This window comes from Streptomyces sp. NPDC058459 (assembly GCF_042721685.1).
Taxonomy (GTDB): Bacteria; Actinomycetota; Actinomycetes; order Streptomycetales; family Streptomycetaceae; genus Streptomyces.
Map to the genome: position 1 here is coordinate 1 of NZ_JBHXLV010000150.1, position 16,218 is coordinate 16,218.

General features: G+C 71.1%; 13 protein-coding genes and 1 pseudogene. 7 read left to right on the forward strand and 7 right to left on the reverse strand.

The features are described 5' to 3' along the window. On the forward strand, window positions 1–1,010 hold a 1,010-nt coding region (locus tag ACFWN1_RS23640), incomplete at its 5' end, for an SDR family NAD(P)-dependent oxidoreductase (protein WP_384365294.1). A gap of 8 nt (window positions 1,011–1,018) precedes the next feature. Here ACFWN1_RS23640 and ACFWN1_RS23645 read toward each other — a convergent pair. Next, window positions 1,019–1,945 carry an oxygenase MpaB family protein gene (locus tag ACFWN1_RS23645; protein ID WP_384365297.1) on the reverse strand — a complete coding sequence of 309 codons (927 nt, stop codon included), beginning with the start codon at window positions 1,943–1,945 and terminating at the stop codon, window positions 1,019–1,021. A gap of 165 nt (window positions 1,946–2,110) precedes the next feature. Here ACFWN1_RS23645 and ACFWN1_RS23650 point away from each other — a divergent pair, with 165 nt between their 5' ends. The 4 genes and pseudogenes from ACFWN1_RS23650 to ACFWN1_RS23665 all read left to right on the forward strand — a co-directional run. Next, on the forward strand, window positions 2,111–2,671 hold the full coding sequence (locus ACFWN1_RS23650) for a DinB family protein (protein WP_384365299.1): 561 nt from the start codon (window positions 2,111–2,113) through the stop codon (window positions 2,669–2,671). A gap of 27 nt (window positions 2,672–2,698) precedes the next feature. After that, entirely contained in the window at window positions 2,699–3,955 is a 1,257-nt protein-coding gene (locus tag ACFWN1_RS23655; protein ID WP_384365302.1) for an MFS transporter, read from the forward strand. Window positions 3,956–4,024: 69 nt separating this feature from the next. Then, window positions 4,025–4,771 (forward strand): class I SAM-dependent methyltransferase, encoded by a 747-nt coding sequence (locus ACFWN1_RS23660; RefSeq protein WP_384365305.1) that lies wholly within the window; start codon window positions 4,025–4,027, stop codon window positions 4,769–4,771. A gap of 12 nt (window positions 4,772–4,783) precedes the next feature. Further along, a pseudogene (locus ACFWN1_RS23665) lies at window positions 4,784–4,978 on the forward strand (hypothetical protein); the annotation flags it as partial. Between the two features lie 22 nt (window positions 4,979–5,000). Here the strand turns inward: ACFWN1_RS23665 and ACFWN1_RS23670 are convergent. After that, window positions 5,001–5,279 (reverse strand): glutaredoxin domain-containing protein, encoded by a 279-nt coding sequence (locus tag ACFWN1_RS23670; RefSeq protein WP_384365308.1) that lies wholly within the window; start codon window positions 5,277–5,279, stop codon window positions 5,001–5,003. 285 nt (window positions 5,280–5,564) lie between these two features. On the opposite strand from ACFWN1_RS23670, the gene ACFWN1_RS23675 reads away from it, so the two are divergent. Next, complete coding sequence (locus tag ACFWN1_RS23675; RefSeq protein ID WP_384365311.1) at window positions 5,565–7,409, forward strand: glycoside hydrolase family 76 protein; 1,845 nt, start codon at window positions 5,565–5,567, stop codon at window positions 7,407–7,409. A 22-nt stretch (window positions 7,410–7,431) separates the two neighbouring features. On the opposite strand, the gene ACFWN1_RS23680 is transcribed toward ACFWN1_RS23675, so the two are convergent. The 5 genes from ACFWN1_RS23680 to ACFWN1_RS23700 form a co-directional block, all read right to left on the reverse strand. After that, complete coding sequence (locus tag ACFWN1_RS23680; RefSeq protein ID WP_384365314.1) at window positions 7,432–8,454, reverse strand: ABC transporter permease; 1,023 nt, start codon at window positions 8,452–8,454, stop codon at window positions 7,432–7,434. Then, window positions 8,454–9,419, reverse strand: a complete 966-nt coding sequence (locus ACFWN1_RS23685) for an ABC transporter permease (RefSeq protein WP_384365317.1) — start codon at window positions 9,417–9,419, stop codon at window positions 8,454–8,456. The genes ACFWN1_RS23680 and ACFWN1_RS23685 overlap by 1 nt, the downstream gene beginning before the upstream one ends. Next, window positions 9,412–10,977, reverse strand: coding sequence for a sugar ABC transporter ATP-binding protein (locus ACFWN1_RS23690; protein WP_384365320.1), 1,566 nt, complete (start codon window positions 10,975–10,977; stop codon window positions 9,412–9,414). Before ACFWN1_RS23690 ends, ACFWN1_RS23685 begins: the two co-directional genes overlap by 8 nt. A gap of 67 nt (window positions 10,978–11,044) precedes the next feature. Next, window positions 11,045–12,130, reverse strand: coding sequence for an ABC transporter substrate-binding protein (locus ACFWN1_RS23695; protein WP_384365323.1), 1,086 nt, complete (start codon window positions 12,128–12,130; stop codon window positions 11,045–11,047). Between the two features lie 158 nt (window positions 12,131–12,288). After that, complete coding sequence (locus ACFWN1_RS23700) at window positions 12,289–13,326, reverse strand: LacI family DNA-binding transcriptional regulator (protein ID WP_384365326.1); 1,038 nt, start codon at window positions 13,324–13,326, stop codon at window positions 12,289–12,291. Window positions 13,327–13,539: 213 nt separating this feature from the next. On the opposite strand from ACFWN1_RS23700, the gene ACFWN1_RS23705 reads away from it, so the two are divergent. Continuing rightward, window positions 13,540–16,125 carry a PA14 domain-containing protein gene (locus ACFWN1_RS23705; protein WP_384365329.1) on the forward strand — a complete coding sequence of 862 codons (2,586 nt, stop codon included), beginning with the start codon at window positions 13,540–13,542 and terminating at the stop codon, window positions 16,123–16,125. Window positions 16,126–16,218: the final 93 nt, after the last annotated feature.

Here is a 16,218-nt window from a genome sequence, read left to right on the forward strand (position 1 = left end):
GTGTGGGCGCGGCGAGTGTGGGTACTCCGGACGCCATGAGCGTCACTTCACTGATCGACAGCGCCCTCGACCGCACCGTCGTCCTCGGCTACGGCTGGCCCGGCCTGTTCCTGCGCCGGGCGCTGCCGGACTGGCCCGACGGGCCCGAGCGGATGGACGGCAAGGTCGTCCTGGTCACCGGCGCCGGGTCCGGCGTCGGACTCGCGGCCGCCGTCGGCTTCGCCAGGCTGGGGGCGTCGGTGCGGGTACTGGGCCGCAGCGAGGAGCGGGCCGAGGAGGCTGCCGCGCTCACCCGGGAGCAGGCCGGCGACGATGTCGACGTGCGGCCCGTGGTGTGCGACGTCAGCAGCCGGGCCGCGCTGCGGGACTTCACCACGCGGTTCCGGGAGCAGGAGGACCGGCTGGACGTGCTGGTCAACAACGCCGGGGTGATGCCGGACGAGCGGCAGTACAGCGTGGACGGGGTGGAGCTGACCTTCGCCACGCATGTGCTGGCGCCGTGGGTACTGATCGAGGAACTCACCCCGCTGCTCGCCCGCGCGGCGCCCTCGGTCGTCATCAACGTGACCTCGGGCGGGCAGTACAGCCAGCAGCTGCCGGCGGGAGACCCGGAGTCCGAGGAGACGCCGTACAGCCCGAAGAAGTTCTACGCGCGGACCAAGCGGGCCCAGGTCGTCCTCACCGAGCAGTGGGCCGAACGGCTTCGGGACCAGGGCATCCATGTGCACGCCATGCATCCGGGATGGGCCGACACCAAGGGCGTACGCCAGTGGATGCCGGTCTTCCGGACGGTGACGTGGCCGATCATCCGCACCCCCGAACAGGGCGCCGACACGATCGTCTGGCTCGGCACGGCTCCCGAGGCGACCGACAGCGACGGGCTCTTCTGGCACGACCGCCGCCGTCGCCCCACCACGTACCAGATCGGCGCCGACCCCGACCCCGAGGAGGTCCGGGAGGAGCTGTGGGAGTACGTCACCTCACTCGCCCAGGGCGAGCGGTCCGCCTAGTTCCGTGCTCAGGTGCGGCGGGGCGGCGGCGGGGGCATGAGCCATCTGATCAGGGCCGTCACCGCTGTTCCGGCCGGGACGGCGCACCAGCGTTCGGTCCGGGGCAGGACCGCAAGGCCCAGTCGTGCGCGGGACCAGTCCGGGAGCAGGGACACGGCTGCCGCGCCGAGGACGAGGTACGGGGGCAGGACCGGCTTGGGGAGGGGCGGGCGCAGCAGGACGTAGCGCACCGCTTCCCGGGTCTGGGGGGTGAGGCGCAGCTCGGGGCGGTAGGAGTCGAGGCGTTCGTGGAGCTGCGCCAGTGTCGTCGGGGGGTTCTCGATGCCGAGCGCGGTGGCGACTCTGGCCATGTCGGCCACGTAGGCGTCACGGCCGGCGGCGTCCAACGGCCGCTTGCCGTAACGCTGGTGGGCGGTGAGGAAGCAGTACGCCTCCGCGCTGTGCACCCAGGCCAGCAGGTGCGGGTCGGCGGCATGGTAGGGCTCGCCGTCCGCCGTGCGGCCCCGGATGTGCTCGTGCACCGCCCGTACGCGGTCGACGGCTCGCTGGGCGTCGTCGGCCGCGCCGTAGGTGGTGTAGGCGAGGAACGTGCTCGTACGGGCCAGCCGGCCCCAGGGGTCGTTGCGGTAGTCGGAGTGGTCGGCCACCGCCGTCATCGCCAGCGGGTGCAGGGACTGGAGGAGCAGGGCGGCGAGTCCGCCGGGGAACATGGACGCGTCGCCGTGAACGACACGGATGGGGCGGTCGGCCGCGAACCAGCGGGGTCCGGGTGTGCCGTGTACGCGGCGCCTGCTCTCGAGTCCGCCGGGGCCGGCGACGCCACGGAAGAGGGCGTCCCCGAGCCTGCCGCGCAGACCGGGGCGCGGGGCCACCGTGACGGCTCGCGCGCTTTCGGGGCGGGGTCGCGCACGCGTGAGCGGGGGTCGGTCGGCCATCGCCCTGCCCCCATCCCTCGACTGTGACCGAGTGAACACGGCCGGGCCGGGCGGTGCCAGCCGCATCGTTAGTGCATCGGTTCCGGCGCGACGAGGGTCGAACGGCGGAAGCGGCCCCCGAAATCCGGTGGCGGCACCGGACCCCTTCCGGCGAGCATGCCCCGCATGAGCGAGCAACGCGCACGATGGACCGGGGCGACCGTCTACCCCGACATGTGGGTCGACCCGGGCGACGACCCGCGGAACACCGAAGGTCCCAGTCCGGACGGCGAGTCGGCGACGCTCCAGGACTTTCTGACGAACTACCGTCTCACCCTGCGGATGAAGTGCGAGGGTCTCGGCCCGGCGCAGCTCGCCCTCCGCTCGGTCCCGCCGTCGACGATGTCGCTGCTCGGGCTGGTCCGGCATCTCGCAGAGGTGGAACGGGACTGGCGGAACTGGATCAGCGAGGGCGAGCCGCTGCCGAAGCTGTACGGCGTCCGTGACGCGGACTTCGACGGCGCGGTCGCCGAACAGACCGTGGTGGACGACGCGTTCCGTGATCTGGAGCGTGAACAGGCCGCGACCGACGCGGCCTTGGCCGAGCACGCGGACCTGGGTGCCCGCGTGGGCAAGGACGGGATCGCGGTGCGGGAGCTGTTGGTGCACCGGATAGAGGAGTACGCCCGTCACTGCGGGCACGCCGATCTGCTGCGTGAGCGGGTCGACGGGCGAGTAGGACAGTAGGGAGGCGCGACCCTCCGGGGATTCCCCATGGCATTGCGTCGCACGCTGATCGATGTGACCCCGCTGCGGTCGTCACCGGGGTTCCGACGGTTGTGGATCGGCCAGACCCTGTCCGGCTTCGGCGGCCAGCTGACGCTGGTCGCCGTGATGTTCCAGGTGTGGCAGCTGACGAGGAGCCCCGCGTGGACGGGGGCCGTCGGGCTGGCGCAGGCGGTGCCGCTCATCGTGCTGGGACTGTTCGCCGGTGCGCTGGTCGACCGGGTGGACCGTCGGAGGCTCTACCTGATCACCACCGGCGGGGAGGCCGCGTGTTCGGTTCTCCTCGCACTTCAGGGTTTTGCCGGGCACGTTCCCGCCGTCGGTGTGCTGGGGCTCGTCGCCCTGCAGGCATGCTTCGGCGCGGCCGGCGGCCCGGCGTCGCGCACCTTCATTCCCCACCTGCTGCCGGGGCATGAGCTGGCGGCAGGACTGGCGTTGAGACGGATCTCCTTCCAGGGCGCCATGCTGCTCGGTCCCACGCTCGGCGGACTCATCGCCGGCGGGCCGGGAACGGGAGTCTGCTACCTGGTCGACGCCTTGACGTTCGTCGCCGCGTTCTACGGTGCCTTCGGCCTGCCGCGGCTGGGACCCGGGGAGAAAGCCGCCCGGCCCGGACTGCGGGGAGTGCTGGACGGGCTGGCGTTCCTGGGCCGCACCCCTGTTGTTCGCGGGGCCCTGCTGACCGACCTGGCGACCACCGTACTGTCGATGCCCATCAGCCTGTTCCCGTTGGTCAACGCCGAACGGTTCGGCGACAGCCCGCGCACCCTCGGGCTGTTCCTCACGGCCATCGCCGTCGGTGGGGTCGCCGCGTCACTCTTCTCGGGGACCTTCGTGCGCAGCTCCCGACCCGGGCTGGTCATGCTCGGCGGTTCCGCCGCCTGGGGCTCGGCGTTGACGCTGTTCGGCCTGTCGTCCGATCCCTGGGCGGGTCTGGCCCTCCTCGCCTTGGCGGGCGCCGCCGACACCGTCTCCGTGGTCTCCCGTAGCACGGTGGTGCAGCTGCACACGCCTCGTGAGCTGCTGGGCCGGGTGGGCGCGGCCGAGCAGATCGTCGGACAGGCCGGACCCGACCTCGGCAACCTGCGCGGCGGCCTGGTGGCCGGTGTCACCTCGGGGGCGGCGGCGCTCGTCAGCGGTGGTCTGCTCTGCCTCGGCGTCCTGGCCGTGGTGGGTGCCACGACCGCAGAGCTGCGGAGGCCCACCGCGCCCTCCTCGCCCCACCCGGCTCCAGCCGGCCCATGAGCCGTCGGAGCGGGCCGGACGGGGAAACCCGGTGGCCGTACGAAGCAGCCTGCGCCTACGTTCGCCCGTATGGCCGATGAGTACTTCGAGGACGCACGGCTCGCCGCACTCTACGATCCGCTCGACCCCGATCGCAGCGATCTCGATGCCTACCTGCGCATGGCGGAGGAGTCCGGAGCGCGTCGGGTGCTGGACATCGGCTGCGGCACCGGGGTGTTCGCCCTGCTCCTGGCCGCGCGCGGGGTCGAGGTCGTTGGGGTCGATCCCGCCCTGGCGTCCATCGACGTCGCCCGGACCAAACCGGGCAGTGAGCGAGTGCGCTGGGTCCACGGTGACGCGACGGACCTCCCGCCGTTGCGGGTCGACCTCGTGACGATGACGGCGAACGTCGCCCAGGCGATCGTCGATCCGTCGATGTGGCGGAACACGCTGCGGGGAGCCTACGCGGCACTGCGGCCCGGTGGGCTGTTGGTGTTCGAGACCCGTGATCCCGCCCGGCGTGCCTGGGAGGAGTGGACCCGCGAGCGTTCCCGCCGTGTGGTGGACACCCCGGGCGTCGGCTCCGTCGAGAGCTGGGTCGAACTGATCGACGTGAGCCTGCCCTTGGTGACCTTCCGTGGGACCTACGGCTTCGCGGCGGACGGACAGGTGCTCACCTCGGATTCCACCCTGCGTTTCCGGGAGCGCGAGGAGGTCGAACGGGATCTGGTCGCGCACGGCTACACGGTGGACGGCGTCCTCGACGCACCCGACCGTCCGGGAAGGGAGTTCGTCTTCGTCGCCCGACGCCCGCCGCGCTCGGGCTCCGCGGAGTAAGCCGGTGGGCGGCTGAGGGCGGGGCGGAGCAGGGCCCGCCGACCTCCGGCGCTCGTACGTCACCACGCGTCCGAGGACCGTGCGGAATCGGCCCGTTTCTTCCGGGAGTTGCTGGAAGTGCCCGAGGCGCAGTCCTGGGGTCCGTTCCTCAACATCCCGCTCGGCGACGGCGTGCTGCTCCAGTTCGCCGAGCCGCCGGTCGAGGTGATGTCCACGGAGCCGCAACGCGTCAGCGCGCCGAGTCGAGCAGCTGGGGGGCGTATCGGCGGACGGCCTCGCGGATCTCCTTCATCGACGGGTTGACCAGCGCGTTGCCCGCCACGGTCACCGTCGGGACGGTCTCGTTGCCATCGGCCACCAGGCGGACGAACGCGGCCGCGTCAGGATCGCGCCAGATGTCGACCTCCGTACGGGGCAGCCGGGCGAGCTTCAGTCGGAGCCGGAGCCTGATGCAGAACGGGCACAGGGGCCGCCAGTAGACGACCACGCCGTCGCGGTAGTCGGTCACAGTCTCCCCTTCGGTCGGTGTCTCGGGTGGGTCTGTTCGGTCTGCCTCTTCCGGTCCGAGCGTAGTGGAGGGCCCGCGCGGTCTCGTCGCGCCGGCCCTCCTTCCGTACCGCTGCGGCTGGTCGAAGCCGACGGTCACCGGGTGACGGACGCTCGTCTCCGGGGTGGTGCGCGCGACACGTGTTCCCTCGGGCTCCGTCTGTGGCTTTATTTGATGCTGTACAGCACTCGCCTGCGGTGCTGTCGTGCAACTGACCGGGCCTGTTACAACGTTGGAGGACTCGCCATGCCGGTTCACAGACCTCGCTTCCTCGGCGCGCTGCTGGCCCTCGCCCTCGCGCTGGGCGGAGTGCTCGCGCTGCCCGTACCCGCCCGCGCCGCGTCGGCCGTGTGCGCGCTCTCCTGCGACACCCTCGACCCGTCCAGGGCCCGCCAGGAGTCGTTCCCGGTGCCGGACCGGACCGTCAACGGCCGTCTTCTCAGGCTGCATGTCTCCGAGCCGGACAGCATGGCCTGGGCCAGCGTGGACCAGGGCAAGCAGGGTGACGCGGTGTGGCTGGACCGCTCCTGGGACCGGGGCGCGAGCTGGGACGGGCTGCTGGGGAAGGCGAGCATCCCCGCGTCGTGGACCGGTACCCGGACACTGATGTACAACGTCACCGATCCCGTGGGCCACCGGCGCGGCTGGGTCCGGGCCTGCGCGGACGCGGCCGGGGTGACCTGCACGGACTGGTTCCGGCCGAGGGTGTGCGACGGCACCGCCTGTGACGGCGCCGACCCGGCCACGGCCGCCCGCGACGAGCGTCCGGTGCCCGCGACCACCCTGTACGGGCGCACCATCAGCCTGCACATGGACCAGGCGAACGGTATGGCCTGGGGTGTCGTGGAGAACGGCGGCGCGGGCGACGAGATCTGGCTCGACCGCTCCTGGGACGAGGGCGCGAGCTGGCCGGAGGGGTCGTCGCTCGGCCGGACGAGCGTGCCGTCCGGGTCGTCCTCGGTGCGTACCGCGATGTTCGCCACCCGGGACCCGCGCGGGTTGCTGTACGGGGGTGCCGTACGCGCCTGTGGCCGTGAGTCCGCGCACCAGGACGGGAGTTGCACCGCCTGGGCGCGTCCGGCGCCGACCCGCGCGCGGGGTGCGGCGGACGCGCTGGTGGCGTCGTACCGGACCGACGAGGTCTGGTGGCGCAGCAGTTGGTGGAACTCGGCGGTGGCGCTGACCGCCCTGAGCGACTTCGCGCGGAGCACGGGCCGGCACGACTACGACTGGGTGATCGCGCGGACCTTCGAGCAGAACAAGGGTGTCTTCCCGGCGGGCGGCCGCAGTTCGGACCCGGTGGAGGGGCACTTCATCAGCCGGGCCGTGGACGACGCGGCGTGGTGGGCGACCGCGTGGGTGGCCGCGTACGACCAGACGGGTGAGCGGCGGTATCTGGACGAGGCGGTCACCATCACCGACTATGTGCGCGGGTTCTGGGACACCGGGACGTGCGGTGGCGGGGTGTGGTGGGACCGGGAGCGCACGTACAAGAACGCGGTGACCAGCGGGCTGTATCTGTGGCTGACGTCGGCGCTGCACCAGCGGCTCGCCGGTGACACGGTGTGGGGCGCGCGGGCGGTGACGGCCGGTGACTGGTACCTGGGCAGCGGGCTGATCAACGGCTCGGGGCTGGTGAACGACGGGCTCACCTCGGGGTGCGCCAACAACGGCCAGACAGTGTGGAGTTACAACCAGGGACTGGCGATCGGCGGCTTCACCGAGCTGTGGCGTTCGACCGGGGACGGCCGCTATCTCGACACCGCGAAGCGGCTGGCGGATGCCGCGCTGTCCTCCCCCGCGCTGACCCGGGACGGGGTGCTGACCGAGTCGTGCGATGTCGGCGGCGCGAGTTGCGACGACAACCAGAAGCAGTTCAAGGGGGTGTTCGTCCGCCAGTTGGCCGATCTGGCGTCGGCCACCGGTTCGCCGGCCTACCGCGCGTATCTCGTGCGGCAGGCCGACTCGGTGTGGGCCAGGGACCGGGACCCGCTGAACCGGCTGGGCGAGCGCTGGGCCGGTACGAGCCCGGACCAGGTGGACTGGCGGACCCAGGCGAGCGCGCTGGCCGCGCTGACCGCGGCCGGGTGAGCCCCGCGGTTCGAGGAGGGGGTCAGCCGACCCGGCGCCGCCTGGCCAGCCAGGTCTGGGCGACGACGACCAGGACGAGGAACGCCCCGCTGACCACCTGTTGGTAGGCGGAGTCGAGGGAGCCGATCTGGTTGATGACGTTCTGGATGACCTTCAGCAGCAGCACACCGACCAGGGAGCCGCTGACGTAGCCGAGGCCGCCGGTGAGCAGGGTGCCGCCGATGACGACGGCGGCGATGGCGTCCAGCTCCATGCCGTAGCCGAGGATGGTCACGCCGGAGGCGAGGTAGGCGGCGTTCAGCGCCCCGGCGAGGCCGGCCAGCAGCCCGGACAGGGTGTACACGCTGATCTTGGTGCGGGCGACCGGGGCGCCCATCAGCGCGGCCGCCTGTTCGTTGCCGCCGACGGCATACACCCGTTGCCCGAACCGGGTGCTCCGCAGCAGCACGGCACCGCCCAGGAAGAGCACCGCCGTGATCCAGACGGGGGTTCCGATACCGAGCAGCTTGCCCTGGCCGAGGGAGGCCAAGACGGAGTCGGGGTCGACCAGGAAGGTGTCGGCGCCCTCGTCGGTGATGGCCAGCATCAGCCCGCGCGCGGCGAGCATCGAGGCGAGGGTGACGATGAACGGCGCGAGCCCGGTACGGGCCACCAGCAGCCCGTTGACCAGGCCGATCGCGGCACACACCACCAGCGGCAGCAGCAGGGCGACGACCGTGCCGTACTGGGAGCCCCAGGCGGCCAGCACTCCGCCGAGGACGAAGACGGAGCCGACGGAGAGGTCGATGCCGCCGCTGACGATGACGAAGGTCATGCCGAGGGCGACGGTCGCGAGGAAGGAGGAGGAGATCGCGATGTTGCCGAGGTTGTCGCCGGTGGCGAAGGAGCCGAAGGACAGCGAGGCCACGGCGGCGAGGACGACGAGGGCGACCAGGGCGCCGTGCCGCTGGGCGAGGGCCGCCACCCGGTCGCCGCGCCGGGTGGTGTCGCCGGGGGCGGACGCGGTCCGTCCGGCGGTCGCGGGGTGTTCCTCGGTGCTGGTCATCACCGCTTCCCCCTCTCCCGTGCCGCGTACACCGCGAGCACGATCACCACGGCCTGGGCGATCTGGGTCCAGGACGAGGGCAGGTCGTGTTTGATGAGGGTGGCCGTCAGGAGCTGGATGAGGACGGCGCCGGCCACCGTGCCGCCGATGCGTACGCGTCCGCCGGTGAGCGGGGTGCCGCCGACGACGACGGCGGTGATGGCGGACAGTTCCATCAGGTTGCCGAGCGAACTGGGGTCGCTGGCCTGCAGCCGGGCCGTGGCGAGGAACCCGGCGACGGCGGCGAGGACGCCCGAGCAGACGTAGACGGTGATCAGGACGCGGTGTACGGGGAGGCCGGCGAGCTGGGCCGCGGGGCGGCTGTCGCCGATGGCGAGGAGCCGGCGGCCGAAGGTGGTCCGGCGGACCACGAAGCCGACGATCAGGGCGAGGCCCGCCGCGATCAGCGCCAGGTAGGGGATGCCGGCCACGCTGCCGGAGCCGAGGGTGGCCATGGCGGGGTCGCGTACGTCCTTGAGCTGGGGCAGCAGCACCAGGGCGATGCCCCGGCCGCCGACCATGAGCGCGAGGGTGGCGACGATGGGCTGGACGCCGACGAACGCGATGAGCGAGCCGTTGGCCAAGCCGATGACCGCGCCGCCGACCAGCGCGGCCACCAGGGCGAACCAGGGCCCGTAGCCCAGGTAGAGGGAGGTGACCGAGGTGGCCAGGGCCATCACGGCGCCGACGGAGAGGTCGATGCCCTCGGTGCCGATGGCCAGTGCCATGCCGAGGGCGACGATCAGTACCGGGGAGACCTGGACGGCCTGGGTGCGGAAGTTCTCGCCCGAGACGAAGTGGTCGGTGAAGAACACGTTGAACAGCAGCAGGACGGCGAGGCCCAGGTAGACGCCGTAGTTCTGGAGCCAGCCGACGACCGTGGACCGGTCGGGCAGCGTCCCTTTGTCGAGGGCGAGTTCAGTCATGGTGGGGCGCCTCCTCCTCGGCGGCGTCGGCGATGGCCCGCAGGAGCTGGTCGGCGCCGACCTGGTCCCCGGTCAGCTCGCCGACGACCGAGCCGTCCCGGAGCACCACCACCCGGTCGGAGCCTTCGATGAGTTCCTCCACGTCGGAGGAGATGAGCAGCACGCCGAGGCCGTTCTCGGCGAGTTCGTCGATGAGCTTCTGCACCTCTGCCTTGGCGCCGATGTCGATGCCGCGTGTCGGCTCGTCCAGCAGCAGCACCTTGGGGTGCATGGCCAGCCAGCGGGCCAGCAGCACCTTCTGCTGGTTGCCGCCGGAGAGTTCACCGACCTTCTGGTGCGGGCTCGCGGCCTTGATCCGCAGCCGTTTCATGAAGGTGTCGACCACGGCGTCCACCCGGGCCTCGGAGACGAGTCCGAAGCGGGACATGCGGGGCAGCGCGGCCAGCGCGATGTTCTCCCGCACGGACAGGCCCGGCACGATCCCCTCGGACTTGCGGTCCTCGGGCAGCAGGCTGATCCCGGCCCGGATCGCGGCCGCCGCCGATCCGGTGCGCACGCGCTGCCCGTCCACGGTGACCTCACCGGTGCCGAGCGGGAGGACGCCCGCGATGGCCTTGGCGGTCTCGGTACGCCCGGAGCCGAGCAGTCCGCCGAGGCCGACGACCTCGCCGGGGCGGATGTCCAGCGAGATGTCGTGCAGTTGGTGGCGCCGGGTCAGGTTGCGTGCGCTCAGGACGGGTTGCGACCCGGCGTCATGGCTCCCGGTGAACTTGGTGACGCCCTCGGCGCGGACTTCGCTCGTCTCGCGGCCCAGCATCAGGGAGACCAGCTGGAGCCGGCCGGTCTCGGCGAGCGGACCGGTGTGCACCAGGCGTCCGTCCCGCAGCACGGTGACCGTGTCGCAGATGGCGTACAGCTCGTCCATGCGGTGGCTGACGTACAGCACGGCGATGCCCTGTCCGCGCAGGCGCCGGATGACGCCGAACAGGGTCTCCACCTCGCGGGGTTCGAGCGAGGAGGTGGGTTCGTCCATGACGACCACGCGGGCGTCGACCGAGACGGCACGGGCGAGGGCGACCATCTGCTGGGCGCCGACCCCGAGTTCACGCAACGGCCGGCGTACGTCGACGTGGACGCCGTACTCGGCCATGGTCTCCCGCGCCTCGCGGTGCATGCGGGCGAAGTCGATGAGCCCCAGGCGGGTACGGGGTTCGCGGCCGAGGAAGAGGTTGCGGGCCACGCTCATCAGGGGGATGAGGTTGACCTCCTGGTAGATCGCGGAGATCCCGGCGTGCTGCGCGGCGAGCGGGGTCGGGAAGGCCACCGGCTGCCCCTGGTGCCGCAGTTCGCCCTCGTCGGGGCGGTACACCCCGGTGAGGACCTTGATCAGGGTGGACTTGCCCGCGCCGTTCTCACCGACCAGGGCGTGCGTCTGGCCCGCCCGCAGGGTGAACGTCACGTCGTCCAGGGCCAGTACACCGGGGAAGCGCTTGGTCAGGCCGGTGACGGCGAGGACTTCGTCGGGTGGTGCGGTCACGGCTGCTCTCCATGGGGTCATGGGCGACGTGCCTGCTCGGGGCGCCGAGAACCGGGGAGGGCTCTCGGCGCCCGGTCGAACGGGGCGGTCAGTACGCCTTGTTCAGGTCGGCCTTGGCGTTGGCGCCGGTGTACTGGCTGTCCTGGATGACGATGTCCTCACCGACCGGCTTGCCCTGGGTGAAGGAGTCCAGGGTGGCGAAGGCGAGCGGCCCGAAGCGCGGGTTGGACTCGATGACGGCGCTGATCCAGCCGTCCGCGATGCCCTGGACGGCGTTGCGGGTGCCGTCGATGGTCACGATCTTCACGGCACCGGGCTTCTTGCCCGCGCCCTTGAGGGCGTTGACCGCGCCGAGGCCCATCTCGTCGTTCTCGGCGTAGACCGCCTTGATGCCGGGCTTGGACTGGATGAGCTGCTCGGTGACCGACTGGCCCTTCTCGCGGGTGAACTCGCCGGTCTGCTTGAAGACGACCTTGAGTCCGGGGGCCTTCTCCTTGACGCGGTCCTCGAAGCCCTTGGTCCGCTCGGTGGTGACGTTGTTGCCGGCCGCGCCGAGCAGGATGGCGATCTCACCCTTGCCGCCGGTGGCCTCGATCAGCTGGTCGGCGGCGCGCTGCCCCTGGGCGACGAAGTCGGAGCCGATGAAGCTGACGTAGTCCTTGCAGGGAGCCGCGTTGATCTGCCGGTCGATGGTGATGATCGGGATCTTCTTGGCCTGGGCGGAGCGGAGCACCGGCTCCCAGCCGTCGGAGTTCAGGGGTGCGATGACGAGGAGCTTGGCGCCCTTGGCGATGAGGTCCTGCACATCGCTGATCTGCTTGGAGAACTGCGACTGGGCGTTGGCGGTGAGCAGCTTGATGCCGCGCTTCTCGGCCTCGGCCTTGATGGAGGCGGTCTCCGCGATGCGGAACGGGTTGGCCTCCTTCTCGGACTGGGAGAAGCCGACGACGGCGTTCTTCAGGTCGAGCTTGTCGGCGCCGTAGTCGCCGATCGCGCAGGTCTTGCCGCCGCCGCTCTGGGCGACCTGCTTGCCCGCGTCGTCGCCGGCGCTGCTCGTCTGCGTGGGGGCGGAGTTGTCGCTCTCGGACTTGGTGCAGCCGGTGACGAGCGCCAGCCCGGCGACGAGCCCCAGGGCGAGGATGTTTCTGGTGGTGGTGCGGGAGTGCGGCTTCATGCGGATTACCCCACTTCGGGACTGCGGAAGGCCGTCCGGCCGTGACCAGATCAGGATGCTTTTTACATCGTTGGAAGAGCCGTGTAAACACCCTGCGCCGGGCGACACCGAACCGATACCAGCGCCAACTAGGGCCTTTGGCAGGGGATTTGTGCTGGTCAGAACGAGTGCGGGCGCCGTCCGAGGGTGCTTTCCCGCTCGACGAGGGTGAAGCCCGGCTGGAGCAGGCGCGCGGCCCGGGAGGTGTCCTGGTTCTGGTCGCCCTTGAGCCGGCCGACGACGGACTCGACGGCGAGCCGGGCGATGGCCTCCTTGTCCGGGGAGACCGTGGTCAGCGTGACGGCGGCGTACCGGGACTCGGTGATGTCGTCGAAGCCGACCACCGCGATGTCCTCGGGCACCCGCAGTCCCCGCTCGGACATCACCCGCATCGCGCCCAGCGCCACCAGGTCGTTGTAGGCGAACACCCCGTCCGGGCGCTCACCGGAGTCCAGCAGCTCGGCCATGGCTCGCGCGCCGTCCTCGTGGCCCCAGCCGGCCGTGGTGGCGACCAGCCGTTCGTCCACCACCACCCCGGAGGCGGCCAGTTCGGCCTGCCAGCCGATGAAGCGCAGGTGGGCGGGCTGGTGGGACCGGTCCCGGCGGGCGCCGAGGAAGGCGATGCGGCGCCGGCCAAGGGCGAGCAGATGGCGTACGGCGGCGCGGGCGGCGGCGATGTTGTCGATGACGATGTGGTCGTACGGCAGGTCGTAGCGGCGCTCGCCCAGCAGGACCAGCGGCGCGTCGTCGCGGCGGGCGGCGAGGTCCTCGGTCTCCAGCTCCAGCGGGCTGAGGATCAGCCCGTCCATGACCCTGGCACGGAATCCCTGGCAGACCAGGATCTCCTGTTCGCGCCGGCCCTGGGTGTGGTCGAGCAGGACGGTGTACTCGTGCTGCGCGGCGGCGTCGATGACGGCGCCGGCGAGTTCCGCGAAGTAGGAGTTGCCGAGTTCGGGCACGGCCAGGCCGATGATCCCGGTGCGGCCCTTGCGCAGATGACGGGCAGTCAGATTCGGCCGGTAGCCCAGCTCGTCGATGGCCGACTGGACCCGGGCCCGCATGGCCGGGGTGACGTGCGGATAGTCGTTGACCACGTTCGAGACGGTCTTCACGGAGACCCCCGCACGTTCGGCCACGTCCTTCAGACTCACGTGCATCCTCAGTCCTCCCACGCCTCGTGTCAGACACCTGGACAGAGCGCAGGAGGCGTGTTCTCATGCCAACTGCCCTTGTTTCCAACGTTATACAAGATGTGCCGGAGCACGGGCAGAGCACGCACCCGCAACTCCGTTCCCCCGGAGGTACTCGTGCCACCATCCTCTCGCCGCAGGCCCCGCCCGCACCGCTGGCTGGCCTCCGCGTTCACCGCTCTGACGCTCGTGGTATCCGGCGCCGCCGCCTCCCAGGCATCCCCGGCGGCCCCGGACTCCCCGAAGGCCGACGGCCCGGCCGAGGCCCACGGTCTCAAGGGTGAGTACTACACCCAGTCAGCGTCCGGAGCCTTCGACTTCGCCACGCTGAAGGCGACCGCCTTCGACCCCTCGCTCGACTTCGCCGACCTCGAACCGCGCCTGAAGGCCCGCACCGGGCAGCAGGACGACGCGAGCGTGCGCTGGACGGGCCGGCTCACCCCGGAGAAGACCGGGGCGCACACCTTCTCCATCACCGGGGACAACGGTTTCCGGCTGTGGATCGACGGCAAGGCGGTCATCGACCACTGGGTGGACGACTGGGACCGGGAGCAGAACTCGGCGCCCGTCACCCTGGAGGCGGGCCACGCCTACGACATCAAGGTGGAGTACTTCGAGCATTTCGGCGGCTCGAACCTGCATGTGCGCTGGACGCCGCCCGGCGGTGCCAAGGGGGCGATCCCGCAGTCAGCGTTCAGTCCGCCGGACGGGTTCACCTACAACGGCCCGCTGGACTCGGCGATCCAGCAGGACGGCAAGACCCTGGTGCTGGACTTCGCTCAGCGGCTCGAAGCGCCCCCGGCCGGATTCGACGAGCACCTCGACATCGATGTCGGCGGCTCCGCCTGGCCGCGCGGCACCGCGCGGGTGGACGCCTCCGATCCCAGCAAGCTGATCGTCCCGCTGAAGGAGCCGGTGGTCGGCGGCCACGGCGGCTACGCGGACCTGCGCTACGACGGCAGGGGCGGCCTGACCGGCACCGACGGCGCGGCGGTCGCCGACTTCTGGAGCACGGGCGCCAACCACTCCACGTACCAGCTGCGCACCCCGTGGGCCGACAAGGTGAGCCCCGCCAACGCCCATCCCGAGTACCCGCGGCCGCAGTTGACACGCGAGAAGTGGAAGAACCTCAACGGCACCTGGGAGTTCGCGGGCGCCAAGGCGGGCGAGCGGCCGCCCACGGGAAAGAGGAAGCTGGGCGAGAAGATCCTGGTGCCCTATCCCGTCGAGTCCCAGCTCTCCGGGATCGAACGGCACGAGGACCGCATGTGGTACAAGCGGACCTTCACCGTGCCGGCCGACTGGCGGGTGCACGGCGCGCGCCGGCTCCAGCTCAACTTCGACGCGGTGGACTGGCAGGCCGTGGTGTACGTCAACGGCAGGAAGGTCGGTGAGCACAAGGGCGGTTACGACCGGTTCAGCCTGGACGTGACCGACGCGCTGCGGAAGAACGGCGGCCTCCAGGAGCTGATCGTCGGCGTCTACGACCCGACCGACTCGGCGAACGGCGAGAACCCGCCGATCGGCAAGCAGCGTCTCGACCCCAGCGGCATCTGGTACACGCCCAGCTCCGGCATCTGGCAGACGGTGTGGATGGAGCCGGTTGGGCGGGACCGCGCCGAGGACGTGAAGACCACCCCCGACCTGGCGAACCGCTCGGTGTCGGTGAACGTGCGCGGGGTGCGGGACGGCGTGCCGGTCACGGCCGTCGCCTACGACGGCAAGCGCGAGGTCGGCCGGGCGAGCGGCACCGGCGGCGACGCGTTCTCCGTCCCGGTCCCCCGCCCGCACCTGTGGACCCCGGACGACCCGCACCTGTACCGGCTCAAGGTCACCGTGGGCCGGGGCGGCGGCGCCGACCGGGTGGGCAGCTACTTCGGGATGCGCTCGGTCGAGGTCAAGACGGTGAACGGCACGCAGCGCACCCTGCTCAACGGCAAGCCGGTGTTCCTGATGGCCACCCTCGACCAGGGCTTCTGGCCGGACGGACTGCACACCGCCCCCACGGACGAGGCGCTCGCCTTCGACCTGAAGACGCACAAGCAACTGGGCTACAACTCGGTGCGCAAGCACATCAAGGTGGAGCCGGACCGCTGGTACTACTGGGCGGACAAGCTGGGACTCATGGTCTGGCAGGACATGCCGGCGATGAACACGGTCGACCCGTCGGCGGCGGCCCGCACCGAGTACGAGCACGAGCTGAAGGAGATGATCCTCCAGCACGACAGCCACCCGTCGGTGGTCATATGGGTCACCTTCAACGAGGGCTGGGGCCAGTACGACCAGGCCAGGATCGCGGACTACGCCAAGTCCCTCGACCCGACCCGGCTGGTCGACAACATGAGCGGCCTCAACTGCTGTGGCGCGGTGGACGGCGGCAACGGCGACATCGCCGACGCCCACGGCTATCCCAGCCCCCAGGTCCCGCAGGCGGACGGCCGCAGGGCCCTGGTCAGCGGCGAGTACGGCGGTCTCGGCCTGGGTGTCCCCGGACACGCCTTCCCGGTCCAGATGACCTACGTGGGCGTGACCCCGGAGACGTACACCGACGTCTATCTCGACCGGCTGAAGGATGTCGGGCAGCTCGCGGCCTGCAAGGGCGGCAACGGCGCCGTGTACACGCAGATCACGGATGTCGAGGGCGAGCTGAACGGTCTGCTCACCTATGACCGCAGGATCCTGAAGGCGGACACCGAGCGGCTGCACGCTGCTCACGAGGCGCTGATCAAGGGCGCCGAGAACGGCACGCTCACCTGCACCTCCTGAAGTACCGCGCGGCCCGCCCTCGTCGGGCGGGCCGCGTGTGCCCATGCCGGACTCACCCCCACGAGCGCCCGCCAGTCCCACCAACGACGTCAC